Here is a 15,861-nt window from a genome sequence, read left to right on the forward strand (position 1 = left end):
CAACACGGTGAATCGGTGAGGTGAAGCGCTGATGAGCACCACCCGGCAGCATCCGCCGGGCGGCCTCGGCCGCGAGCCGGACGGCAAGGGCGCTGCCTCTGCCGTACCTGCGGACCGGCAGTGGCGAACCCTCTCCCTGAAGCAGGCCAGTGGCATTGTGCCGATGGCCCGGGACTTCGCCCGGCAGGCCCTGCACGACTGGGGCTGGCTCCCGGCGTCCGGCGCCGATCGCCGTGCCGCCGCCGAGGACGTCCTTCTCGTCGTCTCCGAGCTCGTCACGAACGCCTGCCTGCACGCGGACGGTCCTGAGGAGCTCCGTATCGCCTGCTCGCCCAAAGTGCTGCGGGTGGAGGTCGTCGACCGCGGAGCGGGACAGCCGGCGCCGCGCACCCCGCACCGCGCGGGGCGGCCCGGCGGGCACGGCATGTTCATCGTCCAGCGGCTCTGCCTCGACTGGGGTGTCATGCGTACGCCGGACGAACCGGGCAAGACCGTGTGGGCGGAGCTGGCGGCGCCCGCGTAGCCCCTTTGCCTCCGCCCCGCCGTAGAAAGAGCGCGCCCGTCGGGCGCGCTCTTCGTCGTTCCCCGGCGGGTACCTACGCCGTTCCCCCGTGGGTGCGTCCCTGCTTCCGGGGGCTACGACGGAGGGCCGCCGCACCGGATCGGTGCGACGGCCCTCGGCAGGGGAGCAGTCCGTGTCAGCGGACGTCGCCCATGAGCGTCTTGACCTTGCCGCGGTACATGAAGATCGCGACACCCGCGGCCACCGCGAGGGCGGCCTGGAGGGCCACCACCCCGGTGCCGTTGAGTTCGACACCCGCGATGGACAGCAGACCGGTGGTGCAGTCGCCGGCGGTGACCGCCAGGAACCAGACACCCATCATCTGGCTGGCGTACTTGGCCGGAGCCATCTTCGTGGTGACCGAGAGGCCGACCGGGGAGAGCGTCAGCTCGGCGACGGTCTGCACGAAGTAGATCGCGACCAGCCACATCGCCGCGGCCTTGTGACCGTCACCCGCGATGGTCAGCGGCAGCAGGAACAGGAAGAACGAGGCGCCGACCAGGACCAGACCGGAGCTGAACTTCACGATCGTGCTGGGCTCCTTGCCCCGCCGGTTCAGCGCCATCCAGAAGGCGGCGAAGACCGGGGCCAGCGCCATGATCAGGACCGGGTTGACCGACTGGTACCAGGAGACCGGGAAGTCCCAGCCGAGGACCGAGTTCTCGGCCGAGGAGTCGGCGAAGATCGCCAGGGTCGAACCGCCCTGGTCGTAGATCATCCAGAAGATGGCGGCGGCCACGAAGAACCAGATGTAGCCGGACATCTTCTTCTGCTCGGTGTCGCTGAGCTCCTTGTCGCGCTTGATGCGCGTCAGGACCAGCACCGGGATGACCAGGCCCGCGATCGTGATCGGGACCAGCAGCCAGTTCAGCGTGTAGACGCCGGTGACGACCGTACCGATGTAGAAGACGGCCGCGACGGCCATCCAGAACATGGCCTTGCGCAGGGTCGAGGCACGCTCGGCCGCGCTCAGCGGCTTCGGGACGATCAGGCTGCGCTCGTTCAGGTGGCGCGTGCCGAGCAGGAACTGGGCGACACCCAGCCCCATGCCGAGCGCGGCGATGGCGAAGCCCAGGTGCCAGTTGACGTTCTCGCCGATGGTGCCGATGACGAGCGGTGCGGCGAAGGCACCCAGGTTGATGCCCATGTAGAAGATCGTGAAGCCACCGTCGCGGCGCGGGTCGTCCGGGCCGTCGTAGAGGTGGCCGACCATCGTCGAGATGTTGGACTTCAGCAGGCCGGAGCCGATGGCCACCAGGCCGAGACCGGCGAAGAACGTGCCCTCGGAGGGCAGTGCCAGGGTCAGGTGGCCGAGCATGATCGTGCCGCCGGCGATGGCGACGGTCTTGCGCGGGCCCCAGACCCGGTCGCCGAACCAGCCGCCGGGCATGGCGAGCAGGTACACCAACGACAGGTAGACCGAGTAGATCGCGGTGGCCGTACCCGGGTCCATGTCGAGCCCGTTGGGAGCGATCAGGTAGAGCGGGAGGAGGGCGCGCATGCCGTAATAGCTGAAGCGCTCCCACATCTCGGTCATGAAGAGAGTGGCCAGGCCGCGGGGGTGGCCGAAGAAGGTCTTCTGCGAACCAGAAGTACTGGCCGAGTCCTTCGTCAGGCTGGACGCCATGGTCGATCCTTGCTGGTCGGGACGCGTGCCTCGCGAGAGTGACGCGCCCGGTGGGGGGTAGCCGGCACCGGTACGGCTGCGCCCCACCCCCGACGCCTCAAGGGGATTCGCTCCGGCCGTCGGCTCCGCAGGGAGTCGGGGCGGAGTCGGGGGACCGACCGCACCGGGATCCACACCCGGTGCGCGTTTCTCGCACTCCGGGCCCGGCTCACAGGTCATTCACTGATCAGGGCCGGCATGAACCGGCCCGCACATAAAAGTGACCCTTGGCGCGAAACGCTGCCCAAAGGTCCTTCAGTAGTGCAACAGGCGTCGAGCCACCATACGACACGACACACGGGGATATGAAAGGACTTGAGACATGGATCACAGGTTGTGGTGGAACCAGAGTCACACATTCAAAGGAGGATGACCGATTCGTAACCCTGACCCGCAGGTCTCCATAAGCGCCTCACCTCGGGCGCCCTGTGCGGACTACCATCACTGCATGACCCGTGTACTGCTCGCCGAGGACGACGCATCCATCTCGGAGCCTCTGGCCCGTGCCCTGCGTCGAGAGGGTTACGAGGTCGAGGTCCGCGAGGACGGCCCGACCGCACTCGACGCCGGGCTCCAGGGCGGCGTCGACCTGGTCGTGCTCGACCTGGGGCTGCCCGGGATGGACGGCCTGGAGGTCGCGCGGCGGCTGCGCGCCGACGGCCACGCCGTGCCGATCCTCGTGCTGACCGCGCGGGCCGACGAGGTGGACACCGTGGTCGGCCTGGACGCCGGAGCCGACGACTACGTCACCAAGCCCTTCCGCCTCGCCGAGCTCCTCGCCCGGGTCCGTGCCCTGCTGCGCCGCGGCGCCACCGAATCCGCCCCGCAGCCCGCCACCCACGGGGTCAGGATCGACGTCGAGTCGCACCGGGCCTGGATGGGCGAGGAGGAACTCCAGCTCACCGCCAAGGAGTTCGACCTGCTGCGGGTCCTCGTCCGGGACGCCGGCCGGGTCGTCACCCGCGACCAGCTGATGCGCGAGGTCTGGGACACCACCTGGTGGTCCTCCACGAAGACCCTCGACATGCACATCTCCTGGCTCCGCAAGAAGCTCGGCGACGACGCCGCCAATCCCCGTTACATCGCGACCGTCCGGGGCGTCGGCTTCCGCTTCGAGAAGAGCTGACGTACAGAAACACTCATGCGCCGTCGACTGATCAACTCCACGCTCGCCGTGGTGCTCGTGGTGATTGCCGTCTTCGGCGTCTCCCTCGTCATCGTCGAGACCCGCACCATCAGCAACAGCGCCCAGGAGAGCGTCGACTCCGAGGCGCTCCGGCTGATCAGCGTCGTCGAGAGCCGGCTGCTCGGCGAGGAGCGGATCACCCCCGCCGTGCTGTCCGAACAGGTCGACCCCAGCCGCTACGCACGGGTCGAGATCCCCGGGCGGCCCCCCATCGAGGTCGGCGAGCGCCCCGACGACAGCGTCATCCGCAGTACGGAGACGGGCGAGCAGGGCGAGAAGGTCACCGTCGAGGAGTCCCGCTCCGCCGTCACCCGTGAGGTCGGCCGGACCCTGCTCATCATCGGCGCGGTGGCGCTCCTCGCGATCGTCTCGGCCGTACTCCTCGCCGTACGCCAGGCCAACCGGCTGACCTCGCCGCTCACCGACCTCGCCGAGACGGCCGAACGCCTCGGTTCCGGCGATCCCCGCCCCCGGCACAAGCGGTACGGGGTGACGGAGCTGGACCGGGTCGCCGACGTCCTGGACGCCTCCGCCGAACGGATCGCCCGGATGCTGACCGCGGAACGGCGTCTCGCAGCGGACGCCTCGCATCAGCTGCGCACCCCCCTGACCGCGCTCTCGATGCGGATCGAGGAGATCTCCGTCACCGACGACCCGGACACGGTGAAGGAGGAGGCGAGCATCGCGCTCACCCAGGTCGAGCGGCTCACGGACGTGGTGGAGCGGCTGCTGACCAACGCCCGGGACGCGCGTACGGGCTCCGCCGTCTTCTTCGATCTCGACGAGGTCGTCAAGCAGCAGCTCGAGGAGTGGCGCCCGGCCTACCGCAGCGCCGGCCGCGCCGTCGTCTGCTCGGGCAAGCACGGGCTGAAGGCGGTCGGCACTCCCGGTGCGGTCGCCCAGGTGCTCGCCGCACTCATCGAGAACTCACTGATGCACGGCGGCGGCACGGTCGCGCTGCGCACCCGTGTCACCGGCAACCAGGTCGTCATCGAGGTGACGGACGAGGGCCCCGGCGTCCCCGCCGACCTCGGGGCGCGGATCTTCGAGCGGACCATCAGCGGCCGCAACTCCACCGGGATCGGCCTCGCCGTGGCCCGTGACCTCGCGGAGGCCGACGGCGGCCGGCTCGAACTGCTCCAGCAGCAGCCCCCGGTCTTCGCCCTCTTCCTCAGCCGGATCGCCCCGACCCGCAAGGAACAGGAGCGCCCGGTGCGCTGAGCGCCTCAGGGGTGTACGGGGTCGGGCGCTACTTCGTCGGCGGCTTGTCGCTGCTCCAGAAATCGTTCCGCGTTCAGCACGGCCTCCTCGGCGGGCAGCGCCTTGAACACCCAGGTGCGGTACGACCAGAAGCGGAACAGGGTGGCGACCCCGATCCCGACGATCTTGAAGACATTGCTCTGCACCGGGCTGTTCCACCCGAAGCCGTACGTCGCCGCGTACAGCACACCGTTCTCGATCACCGCACCCGCGGCGCTGAACAGCAGGAAGAGCATCAGCTCCCGGGTCCGGCCGGACTTGTCGCGGTCCCGGTAGGTCCAGTAACGGAAGCCGATGTAGTTGAAGAGGATGGCGACGAACGTGGCCAGGACACTGGCCCGGACCACCTGGAGGTCCGTGGTGTGCCGGACCAGGTTGAAGACCGCGATGTTGACCAGCAGGCCCAGAGCGCCGACCGCGCCGAACTTGGCGACCTCCCGGGCAAGCAGATCAAGCCGGGCCCGCAGTGCGCCCCGTTCGCTCATGATGATCGCTCAGCCCCGTCCGTTCGGTATTCGTCAACCCGGCCATGCTAACCAGCCCTCCCGTGTGATGCCTGTGCGCTGCCGGTGAGGTGTGGCGAGGCTGTGACGAGGGCCTGTGACCGGAGAGGGTGGGGGAAGCCCCGGCGCGCCGGATACCCTGGACGCGTGACGTTCCCGGTAGTCGGCATGGTCGGCGGCGGTCAGCTCGCCCGTATGACCCACGAGGCGGGCATCCCCCTCGGCCTCAAGTTCAAGCTCCTCAGTGACACCCCTCAGGATTCGGCAGCCCAGGTGGTGAGCGAAGTCGTCATCGGCGACTATCGCGACCTGGAGACGCTGCGCGCCTTCGCGCGCGGCTGCGACGTGATCACCTTCGATCACGAGCATGTGCCGACCGAGCATCTGCGGGCCCTGGAGGCGGACGGCATTCCCGTCCGCCCCGGCCCCGACGCGCTGGTGCACGCCCAGGACAAGGGGGTGATGCGCGCGAAGCTCACGGAGATCGGCGCGCCCTGCCCCCGCCACCGCATCGTGGCGGACCCGGCGGACGCCGCGGCGTTCGCCGAGGAGGCCGGGGGCTTCCCCGTCATCCTCAAAACGGTCCGCGGCGGCTACGACGGCAAGGGCGTGTGGGTGGTCCGCTCCGAGGCGGACGCCGCCGAGCCGTTCCGCGCCGGTGTCCCCGTCCTCGCCGAGGAGAAGGTCGACTTCGTACGGGAGCTGGCGGCCAACATCGTCCGCTCGCCGCACGGCCAGGCCGTCGCCTACCCGGTCGTCGAGTCCATCCAGGTCGACGGCGTCTGCGACACGGTCATCGCCCCGGCCCCCGACCTGGACGAGCGGCTGGCCGGAGAGGCCCAGCAGCTCGCGCTGCGGATCGCCGCGGAGCTCGGCGTGGTCGGCCACCTCGCGGTCGAGCTGTTCGAGACCCGAAGCGACGACGGGACCCCCGGGATTCTCGTGAACGAACTGGCGATGCGCCCGCACAACTCCGGGCACTGGACCCAGGACGGCGCGATCACCTCCCAGTTCGCCAACCACGTGCGGGCCGTCCTGGACCTCCCGCTCGGCGACCCGCGCCCGCGCGCCACCTGGACGGTCATGTGCAACGTCCTGGGCGGCGACTACCCGGACATGTACCAGGCGTACCTGCACTGCATGGCCCGCGACCCGCAGCTCAAGATCCACATGTACGGCAAGGACGTGAAGCCCGGCCGCAAGGTCGGCCACGTCAACACCTACGGCGACGACCTGGCGGACGTGCGGGAGCGCGCCCGGCACGCGGCCGACTACCTGCGAGGAACAATCACCGAATGACTTCCCCCGGTACCGCCCCTGTCATCGGCATCGTCATGGGCTCGGACTCCGACTGGCCCGTCATGGAAGCGGCCGCGAAGGCACTCGACGAGTTCGAGATCCCCTACGAGGTCGACGTCGTCTCCGCCCACCGCATGCCGCGCGAGATGGTCGCGTACGGCGAGCAGGCGGCGGACCGCGGCCTGAAGGCGATCATCGCGGGCGCCGGGGGAGCGGCCCACCTGCCCGGCATGCTCGCCTCCGTCACCCCTCTGCCCGTCATCGGCGTGCCCGTCCCGCTGAAGTACCTGGACGGCATGGACAGCCTGCTCTCCATCGTGCAGATGCCGGCCGGGGTCCCCGTCGCCACCGTCTCGGTCGGCGGCGCACGCAACGCGGGACTGCTCGCGGCCCGGATCCTCGCCGCCCACGACAGTGAGCTGCTGGCGCGGATGAAGGACTTCCAGCAGGAGCTGAACGACCAGGCGACGGAGAAGGGCAAACGCCTCCGGGCCAAGGTCGAGGGCTCGGACTCGTTCGGCTTCGGGAAGTAGGCGCCCCCATGGACAACCTGGACCGTGCCCGGCTGCTCCTCGCCGAGAACCCCGTCGTCGACGGCCACAACGACCTCCCCTGGGCCCTGCGCGAACAGGTCGGCTACGACCTGGACGCCCGCGACATCGCGACCGACCAGACCGGCGCCCTGCACACCGACATCCCGCGCCTGCGGGCCGGCGGCGTCGGCGCCCAGTTCTGGTCCGTGTACGTCTCCACCCGTCTGACCGGTGACGACGCGGTCAGCGCCACGCTGGAGCAGATCGACGTGGTCGCCGAGCTGCTGGAACGCCACCCGGCGGACCTGCGGCGCGCCCTGACCGCCGACGACATGGAGAAGGCCCGCGCCGAGGGGCGTATCGCGTCCCTGATGGGCGCCGAGGGCGGCCACTCCATCAACAACTCCCTGGGCACCCTGCGCGCCCTGCACACCCTCGGCGTCCGCTACATGACGCTGACGCACAACGACAACACCGACTGGGCGGACTCGGCGACCGACTCCGCGCAGGTCGGCGGCCTGTCGGAGTTCGGCCGCGAGGTCGTCCGGGAGATGAACCGCATCGGGATGCTGGTCGACCTCTCGCACGTGGCGGCGACCACGATGCGCGACGCGCTCGCCACCTCCGTCGCGCCGGTGATCTTCTCGCACTCCTCCGCCCGGGCGGTCTGCAACCACCCGCGCAACATCCCCGACGACGTGCTGCGGATGCTCGCGGCCAACGGCGGTGTGGCCATGGCGACCTTCGTGCCGAAGTTCGTCCTGCCGGCAGCCGTCGACTGGACGCTCGCCGCCGACCGCAACATGCGGGAGCACGGTCTGCACCACCTGGACACGACCGCGGCGGCGATGCGGATCCACGCGGACTTCGAGGCGGTCCACCCGCGCCCGATGGCCACGGTGTCGACGATCGCCGACCACCTCGACCACATGCGTGAGATCGCCGGGATCGACCACATCGGCATCGGCGGCGACTACGACGGCACGGCGTTCCTGCCGGCGGGCCTGGAGGACGTCTCCGGCTACCCGAACCTGATCGCCGAGCTGCTCACCCGGGGCTGGTCGGACACCGACCTCGCCAAGCTGACCTGGCAGAACGCCGTACGGGTCCTGCGGGACGCGGAAGCGGTCTCCCGCGACCTCGGCGCACGGCGCGGCCCCTCCCACGCGACGATCGACGAGCTGGACGGCCCCGCGGTGTAGCCGCGCCGAACGCCGGGCGGGCCGCATCGGGCCCGTCCGGCGGCCGCACCCGAACACCCTGGCCGAGCCGGATCAGGCCCGTCCGGCGTTTGAGGACAGGACGACCACCGGGCGGAACCGGTCAACCCGCCCCCGCCCCGCCAGGCGTTACGCCTTCGGCCTGCCCATGGCGCGGTACGTCCACCCCGCCTCACGCCACACCGCCGGGTCCAGCGCGTTGCGGCCGTCCAGGATGATCCGGCGCCCCGCGACCTCGCCCAGCGCCGCCGGGTCCAGCTCGCGGAACTCGCGCCACTCCGTCAGGTGCAGCACCACATCCGCGCCGCGCACCGCGTCCAGCGCGGTGTCCGCGTAGGCGAGGGTGGGGAAGAGCCGCCGGGCGTTGTCCATGCCCTTCGGGTCGAAGACCGTGACCTGGCCGCCCTGCAGATGGATCTGCCCGGCCACGTTCAGGGCCGGCGAGTCCCGTACGTCGTCCGAGTCCGGCTTGAACGTCGCGCCCAGCACCGCGACGCGCTGTCCGAGGAACGAGCCCCCGCCCACCGCCTCGCGGGCGAGCTCGACCATGTGCCCGCGACGGCGCATGTTGATGGAGTCGACCTCGCGCAGGAACGTCAGCGCCTGGTCCGCGCCCAGCTCACCGGCGCGCGCCATGAACGCCCGGATGTCCTTCGGCAGACAGCCACCGCCGAACCCGATCCCGGCCCGCAGGAACTTCTTCCCGATCCGCTCGTCGTGGCCGATCGCCTCGGCCAGCTTCACCACGTCGCCGTCGGCGGCCTCGCAGACCTCCGCCATCGCGTTGATGAAGGAGATCTTGGTCGCCAGGAACGAGTTCGCCGAGGTCTTCACCAGCTCGGCGGTGGGGAAGTCCGTCACCACGAACGGCGAGCCCTCTCCGACCGGCCCCGCGTACACCTCGCGCAGCAGCTTCTCGGCCCGCTCGCTCTCCACCCCGACGACGATCCGGTCCGGGTGCAGGGTGTCGTTCACCGCGAAGCCCTCGCGCAGGAACTCCGGGTTCCAGGCCAGCTCCGCATCCGTGCCCACCGGCGACAGCTCGGCCAGCCGTGCCGCCAGCCGGGCGGCGGAACCCACCGGGACGGTGGACTTCCCGACCACCAGCGCGGGCCGCTTCAGCTGCGGGGCCAGGGACTCGAAGGCGCTGTCCACGTAACTCATGTCGCACGCGTACTCGCCGTGCTTCTGCGGAGTGTTCACGCAGACGAAGTGCACATCGCCGAAGTCGCCGACCTCCTCCCAGGAGGTGGTGAACCGCAGCCGGCCGCTGGAGCCCTCGATACCCGCGACGTGCTTCTGCAGGATCTCCTCGAGCCCCGGCTCGTACATCGGCACCCTGCCCGCCGAGAGCATCTCGATCTTCTCAGGCACGACATCGAGTCCGAGGACTTCGAAGCCCAGCTCAGCCATGGCCGCGGCATGGGTGGCGCCGAGGTAGCCGGTGCCGATCACAGTGATCCTGAGGGCCATGGGTGCTCCTGAACGATGCGGACAGACGTGCGGAGCCGAGCATAACCGGGCCTGCCGAAACCTCGTTTTGCGGCTGTCGGCAAGCTCACGTGCCCCGCCCGTATGCCGGGTCGGGGCCGGGCCACTAAAATTGGGTTACTTAACAGTAGTTAGCATCCTTGGGGAGTGAACGTCTTGGCGGGTTCGACCGACTTCGACCTCTACCGTCCGGCCGAGGAGCACGACATGCTCCGCGAGACGATCCGTTCGCTCGCCGAGGCAAAGATCGCCCCGTTCGCCGCCGAGGTGGACGAGGAGGCCCGCTTCCCGCAGGAGGCCCTGGACGCCCTGGTCGCCTCCGACCTCCACGCGGTCCACGTCCCGGAGGAGTACGGCGGCGCGGGCGCCGACGCGCTCGCCACGGTCATCGTGATCGAGGAGGTGGCCCGCGCCTGCGCGTCCTCCTCCCTCATCCCGGCCGTGAACAAGCTCGGCTCGCTCCCGGTGATCCTCTCCGGCTCCGAGGACCTCAAGAAGAAGTACCTGGGCCCGCTCGCCAAGGGCGACGCGATGTTCTCGTACGCCCTGTCCGAGCCGGACGCCGGCTCCGACGCGGCGGGCATGAAGACCAAGGCCGTCCGCGACGGCGACTTCTGGGTCCTCAACGGTGTGAAGCGCTGGATCACCAACGCCGGCGTCTCCGACTACTACACGGTCATGGCCGTCACCGACCCGACCAAGCGCTCCAAGGGCATCTCGGCGTTCGTCGTCGAGAAGGCGGACGAGGGTGTCTCCTTCGGCGCCCCGGAGAAGAAGCTCGGCATCAAGGGCTCCCCGACGCGCGAGGTCTACCTCGACAACGTCCGCATCCCCGCCGACCGCATGATCGGCGAGGAGGGCACCGGCTTCGCCACGGCGATGAAGACCCTGGACCACACCCGCATCACGATCGCGGCCCAGGCACTCGGCATCGCGCAGGGCGCCCTCGACTACGCCAAGGGCTATGTCCAGGAGCGCAAGCAGTTCGGCAAGCCGATCGGCGACTTCCAGGGCATCCAGTTCATGCTCGCCGACATGGCGATGAAGCTGGAGGCGGCCCGCCAGCTCACCTACGCGGCGGCGGCCAAGTCCGAGCGCCTCGACGGCGACCTGACCTTCTTCGGCGCCGCGGCCAAGTGCTTCGCCTCCGACGTCGCCATGGAGGTCACCACGGACGCCGTCCAGCTGCTCGGCGGCTACGGCTACACGCGGGACTACCCGGTGGAGCGCATGATGCGCGACGCGAAGATCACCCAGATCTACGAGGGCACGAACCAGGTCCAGCGCATCGTCATGGCCCGCAACCTGCCGTAACCGCCTGCTCTCGGCGCACACCGCACGCGAAAAGGTCCGGACGGAGAACCGTCCGGACCTTTCGCGTGCGCCTGCGGTCAGTTGCCCTTGACCGTGACCTTCTCGTCGTTCTTCAGCTGCTCCACGAGCTGCTTGACCTTGGCCTTGTCCCAGACCAGGTTGCCGCCGGTGCTGCCCGAGATCGGGATGTTCATCGACGTGCCCTCGCCACCCGTGACGCCCTTCATCGCGAAGAACATCTTGCCCAGCGACCAGAGCGACATGTCCTTGTCGACGATCAGCGTGTCCAGGCCGGCGCCCATCGTCGGGTACAGCTTGAACGGGTTGAGGATCGTGGACGGCGTCGCCGTCTGCGAGGCCAGCGCCGCGAGGAACTTCTGCTGGTTCTTCGTACGGTCCAGGTCGCTGCCCGCGAACGCGTACCGGGTGCGGACGAAGGCGAGCGACTGTTCGCCGTTCAGCGTCTGCTTGCCGGCCTGGAAGTCGGCACCGGACTTCTTGTCCTTGAAGGCCTTGGGGATGTCCAGCTCCACGCCGCCGATCGCGTCCACGATCTTGGCGAAGCCGCCGAAGCCGATCTCGACGTAGTGGTCGATGCGCAGCCCGGTGTTGAACTCGACGGTGCGGACCAGCAGCTCCGGGCCGTCCTCCGCGTACGCGGCGTTCAGCTTCGTGGTGCGGCCCGTGCCCTTGAACGTCTTGCCGGACTCGGAACCGACGAACGAGGGGATCTCGACGTTCGAGTCACGGGGAAGGGAGATCAGCGTCGGGCCGTTGGAGCCGTCGTGCAGGATCATCATCGAGTCGGTGCGCTTGCCCTCGGCGGAGCCGGTGTGCAGCTTCTTCTTGTCCTCGGCCGTCATGCCCTCGCGGCTGTCGGAGCCGACGATCAGGTAGTTCGTCCCGTCGCCCTCGGAGGGGCGCTCGATGACCTTGGAGAGGTCGACCTCACGCTTGAGCTTGCCGTCGGCCCAGAAGTACGTGCCGATGGAGACGGCGACCAGCACGACGACGAGGGTCAGTACGCCGACCTTGATGCGCCGGCCCCAGTTGGGCGTGGGGCGGCCCTGTACGTAGCCGCGGTCGCCGTAGCCGTCGCCGCCGTAACCGCCGCCGCCCTGTCCGCCGCCGTTGCCGCCGCCGTAGACCTGGCCCGTGTTGTAGCCGCTGTCGTAACCGTCGTCGGCGTACCCCTGTCCCTGCGGCGGGATCCGGGGCGGGGCCTGCGGTGCGCCCTGCGGCTGAGCGGGGCGCCGCCGGACGTGCGGCATGGCGCGGGCGCTCTCGGGCTGCGGGTTCGCGCTGCCCTGCCCATAGCGCTCGCCGGGTCCGCCGTTCCGTCCTTCGGGCCAATCGTTCATGCGGAACAGTGTGCCGTCCCGGCCCGCACGTATTACAGGGTGTACCGGAAATCGGACCAGGGCTGTTGCGAAGCTGATGCAATGCAACCGGGGGCAAGCCCCCGCATAAGGTGGAGGGCATGACAGATCAGGCCCAGCCACCGGAGGGCGAGATTCCGGCCAAGCCGACCGCGGCCTCCCGGACCACCCTCAGCCACATCATGACCGGCAGCGACACCAACCTCCTGGGTACGGTGCACGGCGGTGTGATCATGAAACTGGTCGACGACGCCGCGGGTGCGGTCGCCGGCCGGCACTCCGGTGGCCCGGCCGTGACGGCCTCGATGGACGAGATGGTCTTCCTGGAGCCGGTCCGCGTCGGTGACCTTGTTCACGTCCGCGCGCAGGTGAACTGGACCGGCCGCTCCTCGATGGAGGTCGGCGTCCGCGTCCTGGCCGAGCGGTGGAACGAGTCGACCCCGGCCCAGCAGGTCGGGAGCGCCTATCTGGTGTTCGCGGCGGTCGACGAGGACGGCAAGCCGCGCCGCGTGCCCGAGGTGGTGCCGGAGACGGAGCGCGACAAGCGGCGCTACCAGGAAGCTCAGATCCGGCGTACGCACCGCCTCGCCCGGCGCCGTGCGATCAAGGAGCTGCGGGAGCAGCGCGCCGCCGAGGGCATCGACGACTGAGGCCCGCACCCGAAGACGGGGCGCCGGTCGCGGACCGGCGCCCCGTCTTCTTGCGCCAGGAGGGCTACGGGCAGACCACCTGGTCGCCCGTCACCGAGCCGAACTCGCCCCGCTTCGGATCCTCGGCCTTGACCCGCTGGACCTTCGTGAAGTCGGAGCCCGCCTTCACCTTCATCGTCCCGCCCTGCCCCTTCACGGCCTTCAGCTCGCACCCGGGCAGCGCCGTCGCCAGGGCCTTCGCCGACCGGTCCCACCGGGGGTCGTAGCTGACCACGGTCCGCTTGAGGTCGCGCGGGCCGCCGTTCAGGGGGGAGCGGGTGGTGTTGAAACCGGTGCCGCGCAGCGCCGCGTCCACCTTCTGGCCGAGCCCGTCCTTGGGCGTCCCGTTGTAGACCTGCACCCGGATCTGCTCCGGGGCGACGCCGACGACCGTCGCCCTGGGCTGCTTGGGCAGGTGGGAGGCGAGCGGCTTGTCCTCGCGCAGGGCACGGAACAGCTTCTTCGACTTCTTCGTGTCCCACTTCACCGTGGAGCCGATGCCCTTGACGGGGTAACCGCCGTCCTGGATCGGTACGGAGGCGAACTCCGACGAGGCCGGGGTGAACCCACGCATCGCCTTGCCGAGCTCCAGCATCTGATCCGTGCCGAATCCCTTGTCGGCGCGGACCGATTTGAGCATCGCCGAGGCCACCTGCTGGAACTTCACCGGGTTCATCAGCACACCGCTGCTGGTCGTCTGCTTGACCAGCGCGGCCATGAACTTCTGCTGGCGCTGCATCCGGCCCAGGTCGGCGGCGCCGTCGATGTGCCGGGACCGTACGTACTGGAGGGCCTTGCCGCCGTCGAGCTTGTGGGTGCCGGCGGTCAGGTTCAGTCCGGTGTAGGGGTCCTTGAGCGGCTTGGCGGTGCAGATCTGCACCCCGCCCAGGGTGTCGACCGTCTCCATGAAGCTGGTGAAGTCGACCTCCAGATAGTGGTCGATCTTGATTCCCGTCATGCCCTCGACGGTGCGCACGGTCAGGTGCGGGCCGCCCTCCGCGTAGGCGGCGTTCAGCTTCACCGGGTGGGCGGAGTGCTCCTTGCCGGTGGTCCGGTCGGTGTGGGCCGGGATCTCGGCGTAGCTGTCGCGGGGCAGGCTGACGACACTCGCCCGCTGCTTGTCGGCCGAGAGGTGGACGAGCATGAGGGTGTCGGTGCAGTGACAGGGCGCTCCGCCCAGCCTGTACTTCTTCCTCTCCGCCTTGGTGATCTTCTCCCGGCCGTCGGTGCCGACCAGCAGGAAGTTCATGCCGTGGCCGCCCTGGGGCCGGTTCTTCATGTCCTTGAACGGATCGACCCGGTCGATCCCCGTCTCCAGGCTGCTCACCACGGCATGGCCGATCCCGCCGGCGCCGAGCACCAGCACGGACAGCCCGGTGGCCACCCGCATGCCCCAGCGGGGCGGCCCCTTCCGGCTGCCGTTGCGGGGCCGGTTCCTGGTACCCGCCTTGGGCTGCCGAGCGGTTCTGCGCTGCGTGGGAGCGGTGCGGGGGTGCGGTGGACGGGGCGATCGGTGCGGCGTGGGCACGGGGGACACCTCCGCGGTGCGAGTAGGACTTTCGCACGGTAGGCCCATACGATCTGCAGACCGGGAGGCGACCCGGCGGCGCGCGCCGGTGTCCCCCATTCGCGGTAACGTGGCGGCCGAATCACGCCGCATCCCGGGGTGCGAGAGCCCCTCGGAACCCCGGCACCCCCGAGGACCCCCTGAGGACCACATGTCTGCCGCGCAGTACCCCGCCGTCTCCGTGATCATGCCGGTGCTCAATGAGGAACGCCATCTCAGGAACTCGGTCCGGCACATCCTGGAGCAGGAGTACGCCGGTGAGATGGAGGTGGTGATCGCCCTCGGTCCCTCGACCGACCGTACGGACGAGATCGCCGCTGAGCTGGTACGGGAGGACTCCCGGGTCCACACCGTGCCGAATCCGACCGGCCGCACCCCCGCCGCGCTGAACGCCGCGATCAAGGCTTCACGTCACCCGATCGTGGTACGGGTCGACGGCCACGGCATGCTCTCTCCGAACTACATTGCGACCGCGGTCCGCCTCCTGGAGGAGACCGGCGCGCAGAACGTCGGCGGCATCATGCACGCCGAGGGTGAGAACGCCTGGGAGGACGCCGTCGCCGCCGCGATGACGTCGAAGATCGGCGTCGGCAACGCGGCCTTCCACACCGGCGGCCAGGCGGGCCCCGCCGAGACCGTGTACCTGGGCGTCTTCCGCCGCGAGGCACTGGAGCGGGCCGACGGCTACAACGTGGAGTTCATCCGCGCCCAGGACTGGGAGCTGAACTTCCGCATCCGCGAGGCCGGCGGTCAGATCTGGTTCTCGCCGGAGCTGAAGGTGCAGTACCGCCCCCGGCCCAGCATCCGCGCCCTGTCCAAGCAGTACAAGGAGTACGGCCGCTGGCGCCACGTCGTGGCCCGCTACCACGCCGGCTCGATCAACCTGCGCTACCTGGCCCCGCCGACCGCCGTCTGCGCGATCGCGGCAGGCATCGTCGTCGGTGCGGCGGTCACCCCGTGGGCCTTCGTCGTGCCGGCCGGGTACGTCGCGGCGATCGTCGCCGGCTCGCTGCCCGCGGGCAAGGGCCTGCCGCTCAAGGCGCGCGCGCAGATCCCGGTGGCGCTGGCCACCATGCACATGTCGTGGGGGTACGGCTTCCTGACCAGCCCCCGGTCGCTCGCGAAGAGGGTCATCGCGAGCCGCCGCCCGGCCGTGCGGGAACAGACGGTCTGACAGCCGAACGCAGGAAGG

The 15,861-nt window shown here is 69.8% G+C and carries 14 protein-coding genes; 9 read left to right on the top strand and 5 right to left on the bottom strand.

Annotation, left to right across the window (positions count from 1 at the left end; translation table 11 throughout):
* The first annotated feature begins 31 nt into the window (after window positions 1-31).
* Complete coding sequence (locus OG257_RS23210; RefSeq protein ID WP_329210330.1) at window positions 32-523, top strand: ATP-binding protein; 492 nt, start codon at window positions 32-34, stop codon at window positions 521-523.
* 175 nt (window positions 524-698) lie between these two features.
* Here the strand turns inward: OG257_RS23210 and OG257_RS23215 are convergent, their stop codons facing one another.
* Window positions 699-2,189, bottom strand: coding sequence for an oligopeptide:H+ symporter (locus tag OG257_RS23215; RefSeq protein ID WP_329210332.1), 1,491 nt, complete (start codon window positions 2,187-2,189; stop codon window positions 699-701).
* A 487-nt stretch (window positions 2,190-2,676) separates the two neighbouring features.
* Between OG257_RS23215 and OG257_RS23220 the strand changes: the two genes are divergently transcribed.
* Together OG257_RS23220 and OG257_RS23225 are read left to right on the top strand one after the other, a co-directional pair.
* A complete protein-coding gene (locus tag OG257_RS23220; RefSeq protein WP_329210334.1) occupies window positions 2,677-3,354 on the top strand; it encodes a response regulator transcription factor in 678 nt (225 codons plus the stop codon).
* Between the two features lie 15 nt (window positions 3,355-3,369).
* Window positions 3,370-4,635: an ATP-binding protein gene (locus OG257_RS23225; RefSeq protein ID WP_329210336.1), complete on the top strand. Its 1,266-nt coding sequence runs from the start codon at window positions 3,370-3,372 to the stop codon at window positions 4,633-4,635.
* A gap of 5 nt (window positions 4,636-4,640) precedes the next feature.
* On the opposite strand, the gene OG257_RS23230 is transcribed toward OG257_RS23225, so the two are convergent.
* Complete coding sequence (locus OG257_RS23230) at window positions 4,641-5,159, bottom strand: GtrA family protein (RefSeq protein WP_329210338.1); 519 nt, start codon at window positions 5,157-5,159, stop codon at window positions 4,641-4,643.
* Window positions 5,160-5,324: 165 nt separating this feature from the next.
* On the opposite strand from OG257_RS23230, the gene OG257_RS23235 reads away from it, so the two are divergent.
* From OG257_RS23235 to OG257_RS23245, 3 genes are read left to right on the top strand one after another with little or no spacing between them, the layout of a single operon-like run.
* Window positions 5,325-6,476: a 5-(carboxyamino)imidazole ribonucleotide synthase gene (locus tag OG257_RS23235; RefSeq protein WP_329210339.1), complete on the top strand. Its 1,152-nt coding sequence runs from the start codon at window positions 5,325-5,327 to the stop codon at window positions 6,474-6,476.
* A complete protein-coding gene (gene purE, locus OG257_RS23240; RefSeq protein ID WP_329210341.1) occupies window positions 6,473-7,009 on the top strand; it encodes a 5-(carboxyamino)imidazole ribonucleotide mutase in 537 nt (178 codons plus the stop codon). Before OG257_RS23235 ends, purE begins: the two co-directional genes overlap by 4 nt.
* Before the next feature lie 8 nt (window positions 7,010-7,017).
* Window positions 7,018-8,211 (top strand): dipeptidase, encoded by a 1,194-nt coding sequence (locus OG257_RS23245; RefSeq protein ID WP_329210343.1) that lies wholly within the window; start codon window positions 7,018-7,020, stop codon window positions 8,209-8,211.
* Between the two features lie 147 nt (window positions 8,212-8,358).
* Here the strand turns inward: OG257_RS23245 and OG257_RS23250 are convergent, their stop codons facing one another.
* Entirely contained in the window at window positions 8,359-9,702 is a 1,344-nt protein-coding gene (locus tag OG257_RS23250; RefSeq protein WP_329210344.1) for a UDP-glucose dehydrogenase family protein, read from the bottom strand.
* 174 nt (window positions 9,703-9,876) lie between these two features.
* On the opposite strand from OG257_RS23250, the gene OG257_RS23255 reads away from it, so the two are divergent.
* Entirely contained in the window at window positions 9,877-11,034 is a 1,158-nt protein-coding gene (locus tag OG257_RS23255; protein ID WP_329215303.1) for an acyl-CoA dehydrogenase, read from the top strand.
* A gap of 77 nt (window positions 11,035-11,111) precedes the next feature.
* Here OG257_RS23255 and OG257_RS23260 read toward each other — a convergent pair whose 3' ends face one another.
* Window positions 11,112-12,395: an LCP family protein gene (locus OG257_RS23260; protein ID WP_329210346.1), complete on the bottom strand. Its 1,284-nt coding sequence runs from the start codon at window positions 12,393-12,395 to the stop codon at window positions 11,112-11,114.
* A gap of 119 nt (window positions 12,396-12,514) precedes the next feature.
* Here OG257_RS23260 and OG257_RS23265 point away from each other — a divergent pair, with 119 nt between their 5' ends.
* Window positions 12,515-13,063, top strand: a complete 549-nt coding sequence (locus tag OG257_RS23265) for an acyl-CoA thioesterase (RefSeq protein ID WP_329210348.1) — start codon at window positions 12,515-12,517, stop codon at window positions 13,061-13,063.
* Between the two features lie 64 nt (window positions 13,064-13,127).
* Here OG257_RS23265 and OG257_RS23270 read toward each other — a convergent pair whose 3' ends face one another.
* Complete coding sequence (locus OG257_RS23270; RefSeq protein ID WP_443054468.1) at window positions 13,128-14,630, bottom strand: LCP family protein; 1,503 nt, start codon at window positions 14,628-14,630, stop codon at window positions 13,128-13,130.
* 190 nt (window positions 14,631-14,820) lie between these two features.
* On the opposite strand from OG257_RS23270, the gene OG257_RS23275 reads away from it, so the two are divergent.
* A complete protein-coding gene (locus OG257_RS23275) occupies window positions 14,821-15,843 on the top strand; it encodes a glycosyltransferase family 2 protein (RefSeq protein WP_329210349.1) in 1,023 nt (340 codons plus the stop codon).
* Window positions 15,844-15,861: the final 18 nt, after the last annotated feature.

It is taken from the genome of Streptomyces sp. NBC_00683 (assembly GCF_036226745.1).
Taxonomy (GTDB): domain Bacteria; phylum Actinomycetota; class Actinomycetes; order Streptomycetales; family Streptomycetaceae; genus Streptomyces.

Coding starts and splice junctions, on each gene's coding strand:
- purE (WP_329210341.1), top strand. CDS start 6,473: ATGACTTCCCCCGGTACCGCCCCTGTCATCGGCATCGTCATGGGCTCG.
- OG257_RS23230 (WP_329210338.1), bottom strand. CDS start 5,159: ATGAGCGAACGGGGCGCACTGCGGGCCCGGCTTGATCTGCTTGCCCGG.
- OG257_RS23245 (WP_329210343.1), top strand. CDS start 7,018: ATGGACAACCTGGACCGTGCCCGGCTGCTCCTCGCCGAGAACCCCGTC.
- OG257_RS23210 (WP_329210330.1), top strand. CDS start 32: ATGAGCACCACCCGGCAGCATCCGCCGGGCGGCCTCGGCCGCGAGCCG.
- OG257_RS23275 (WP_329210349.1), top strand. CDS start 14,821: ATGTCTGCCGCGCAGTACCCCGCCGTCTCCGTGATCATGCCGGTGCTC.
- OG257_RS23265 (WP_329210348.1), top strand. CDS start 12,515: ATGACAGATCAGGCCCAGCCACCGGAGGGCGAGATTCCGGCCAAGCCG.
- OG257_RS23215 (WP_329210332.1), bottom strand. CDS start 2,189: ATGGCGTCCAGCCTGACGAAGGACTCGGCCAGTACTTCTGGTTCGCAG.
- OG257_RS23220 (WP_329210334.1), top strand. CDS start 2,677: ATGACCCGTGTACTGCTCGCCGAGGACGACGCATCCATCTCGGAGCCT.
- OG257_RS23225 (WP_329210336.1), top strand. CDS start 3,370: ATGCGCCGTCGACTGATCAACTCCACGCTCGCCGTGGTGCTCGTGGTG.
- OG257_RS23260 (WP_329210346.1), bottom strand. CDS start 12,395: ATGAACGATTGGCCCGAAGGACGGAACGGCGGACCCGGCGAGCGCTAT.
- OG257_RS23250 (WP_329210344.1), bottom strand. CDS start 9,702: ATGGCCCTCAGGATCACTGTGATCGGCACCGGCTACCTCGGCGCCACC.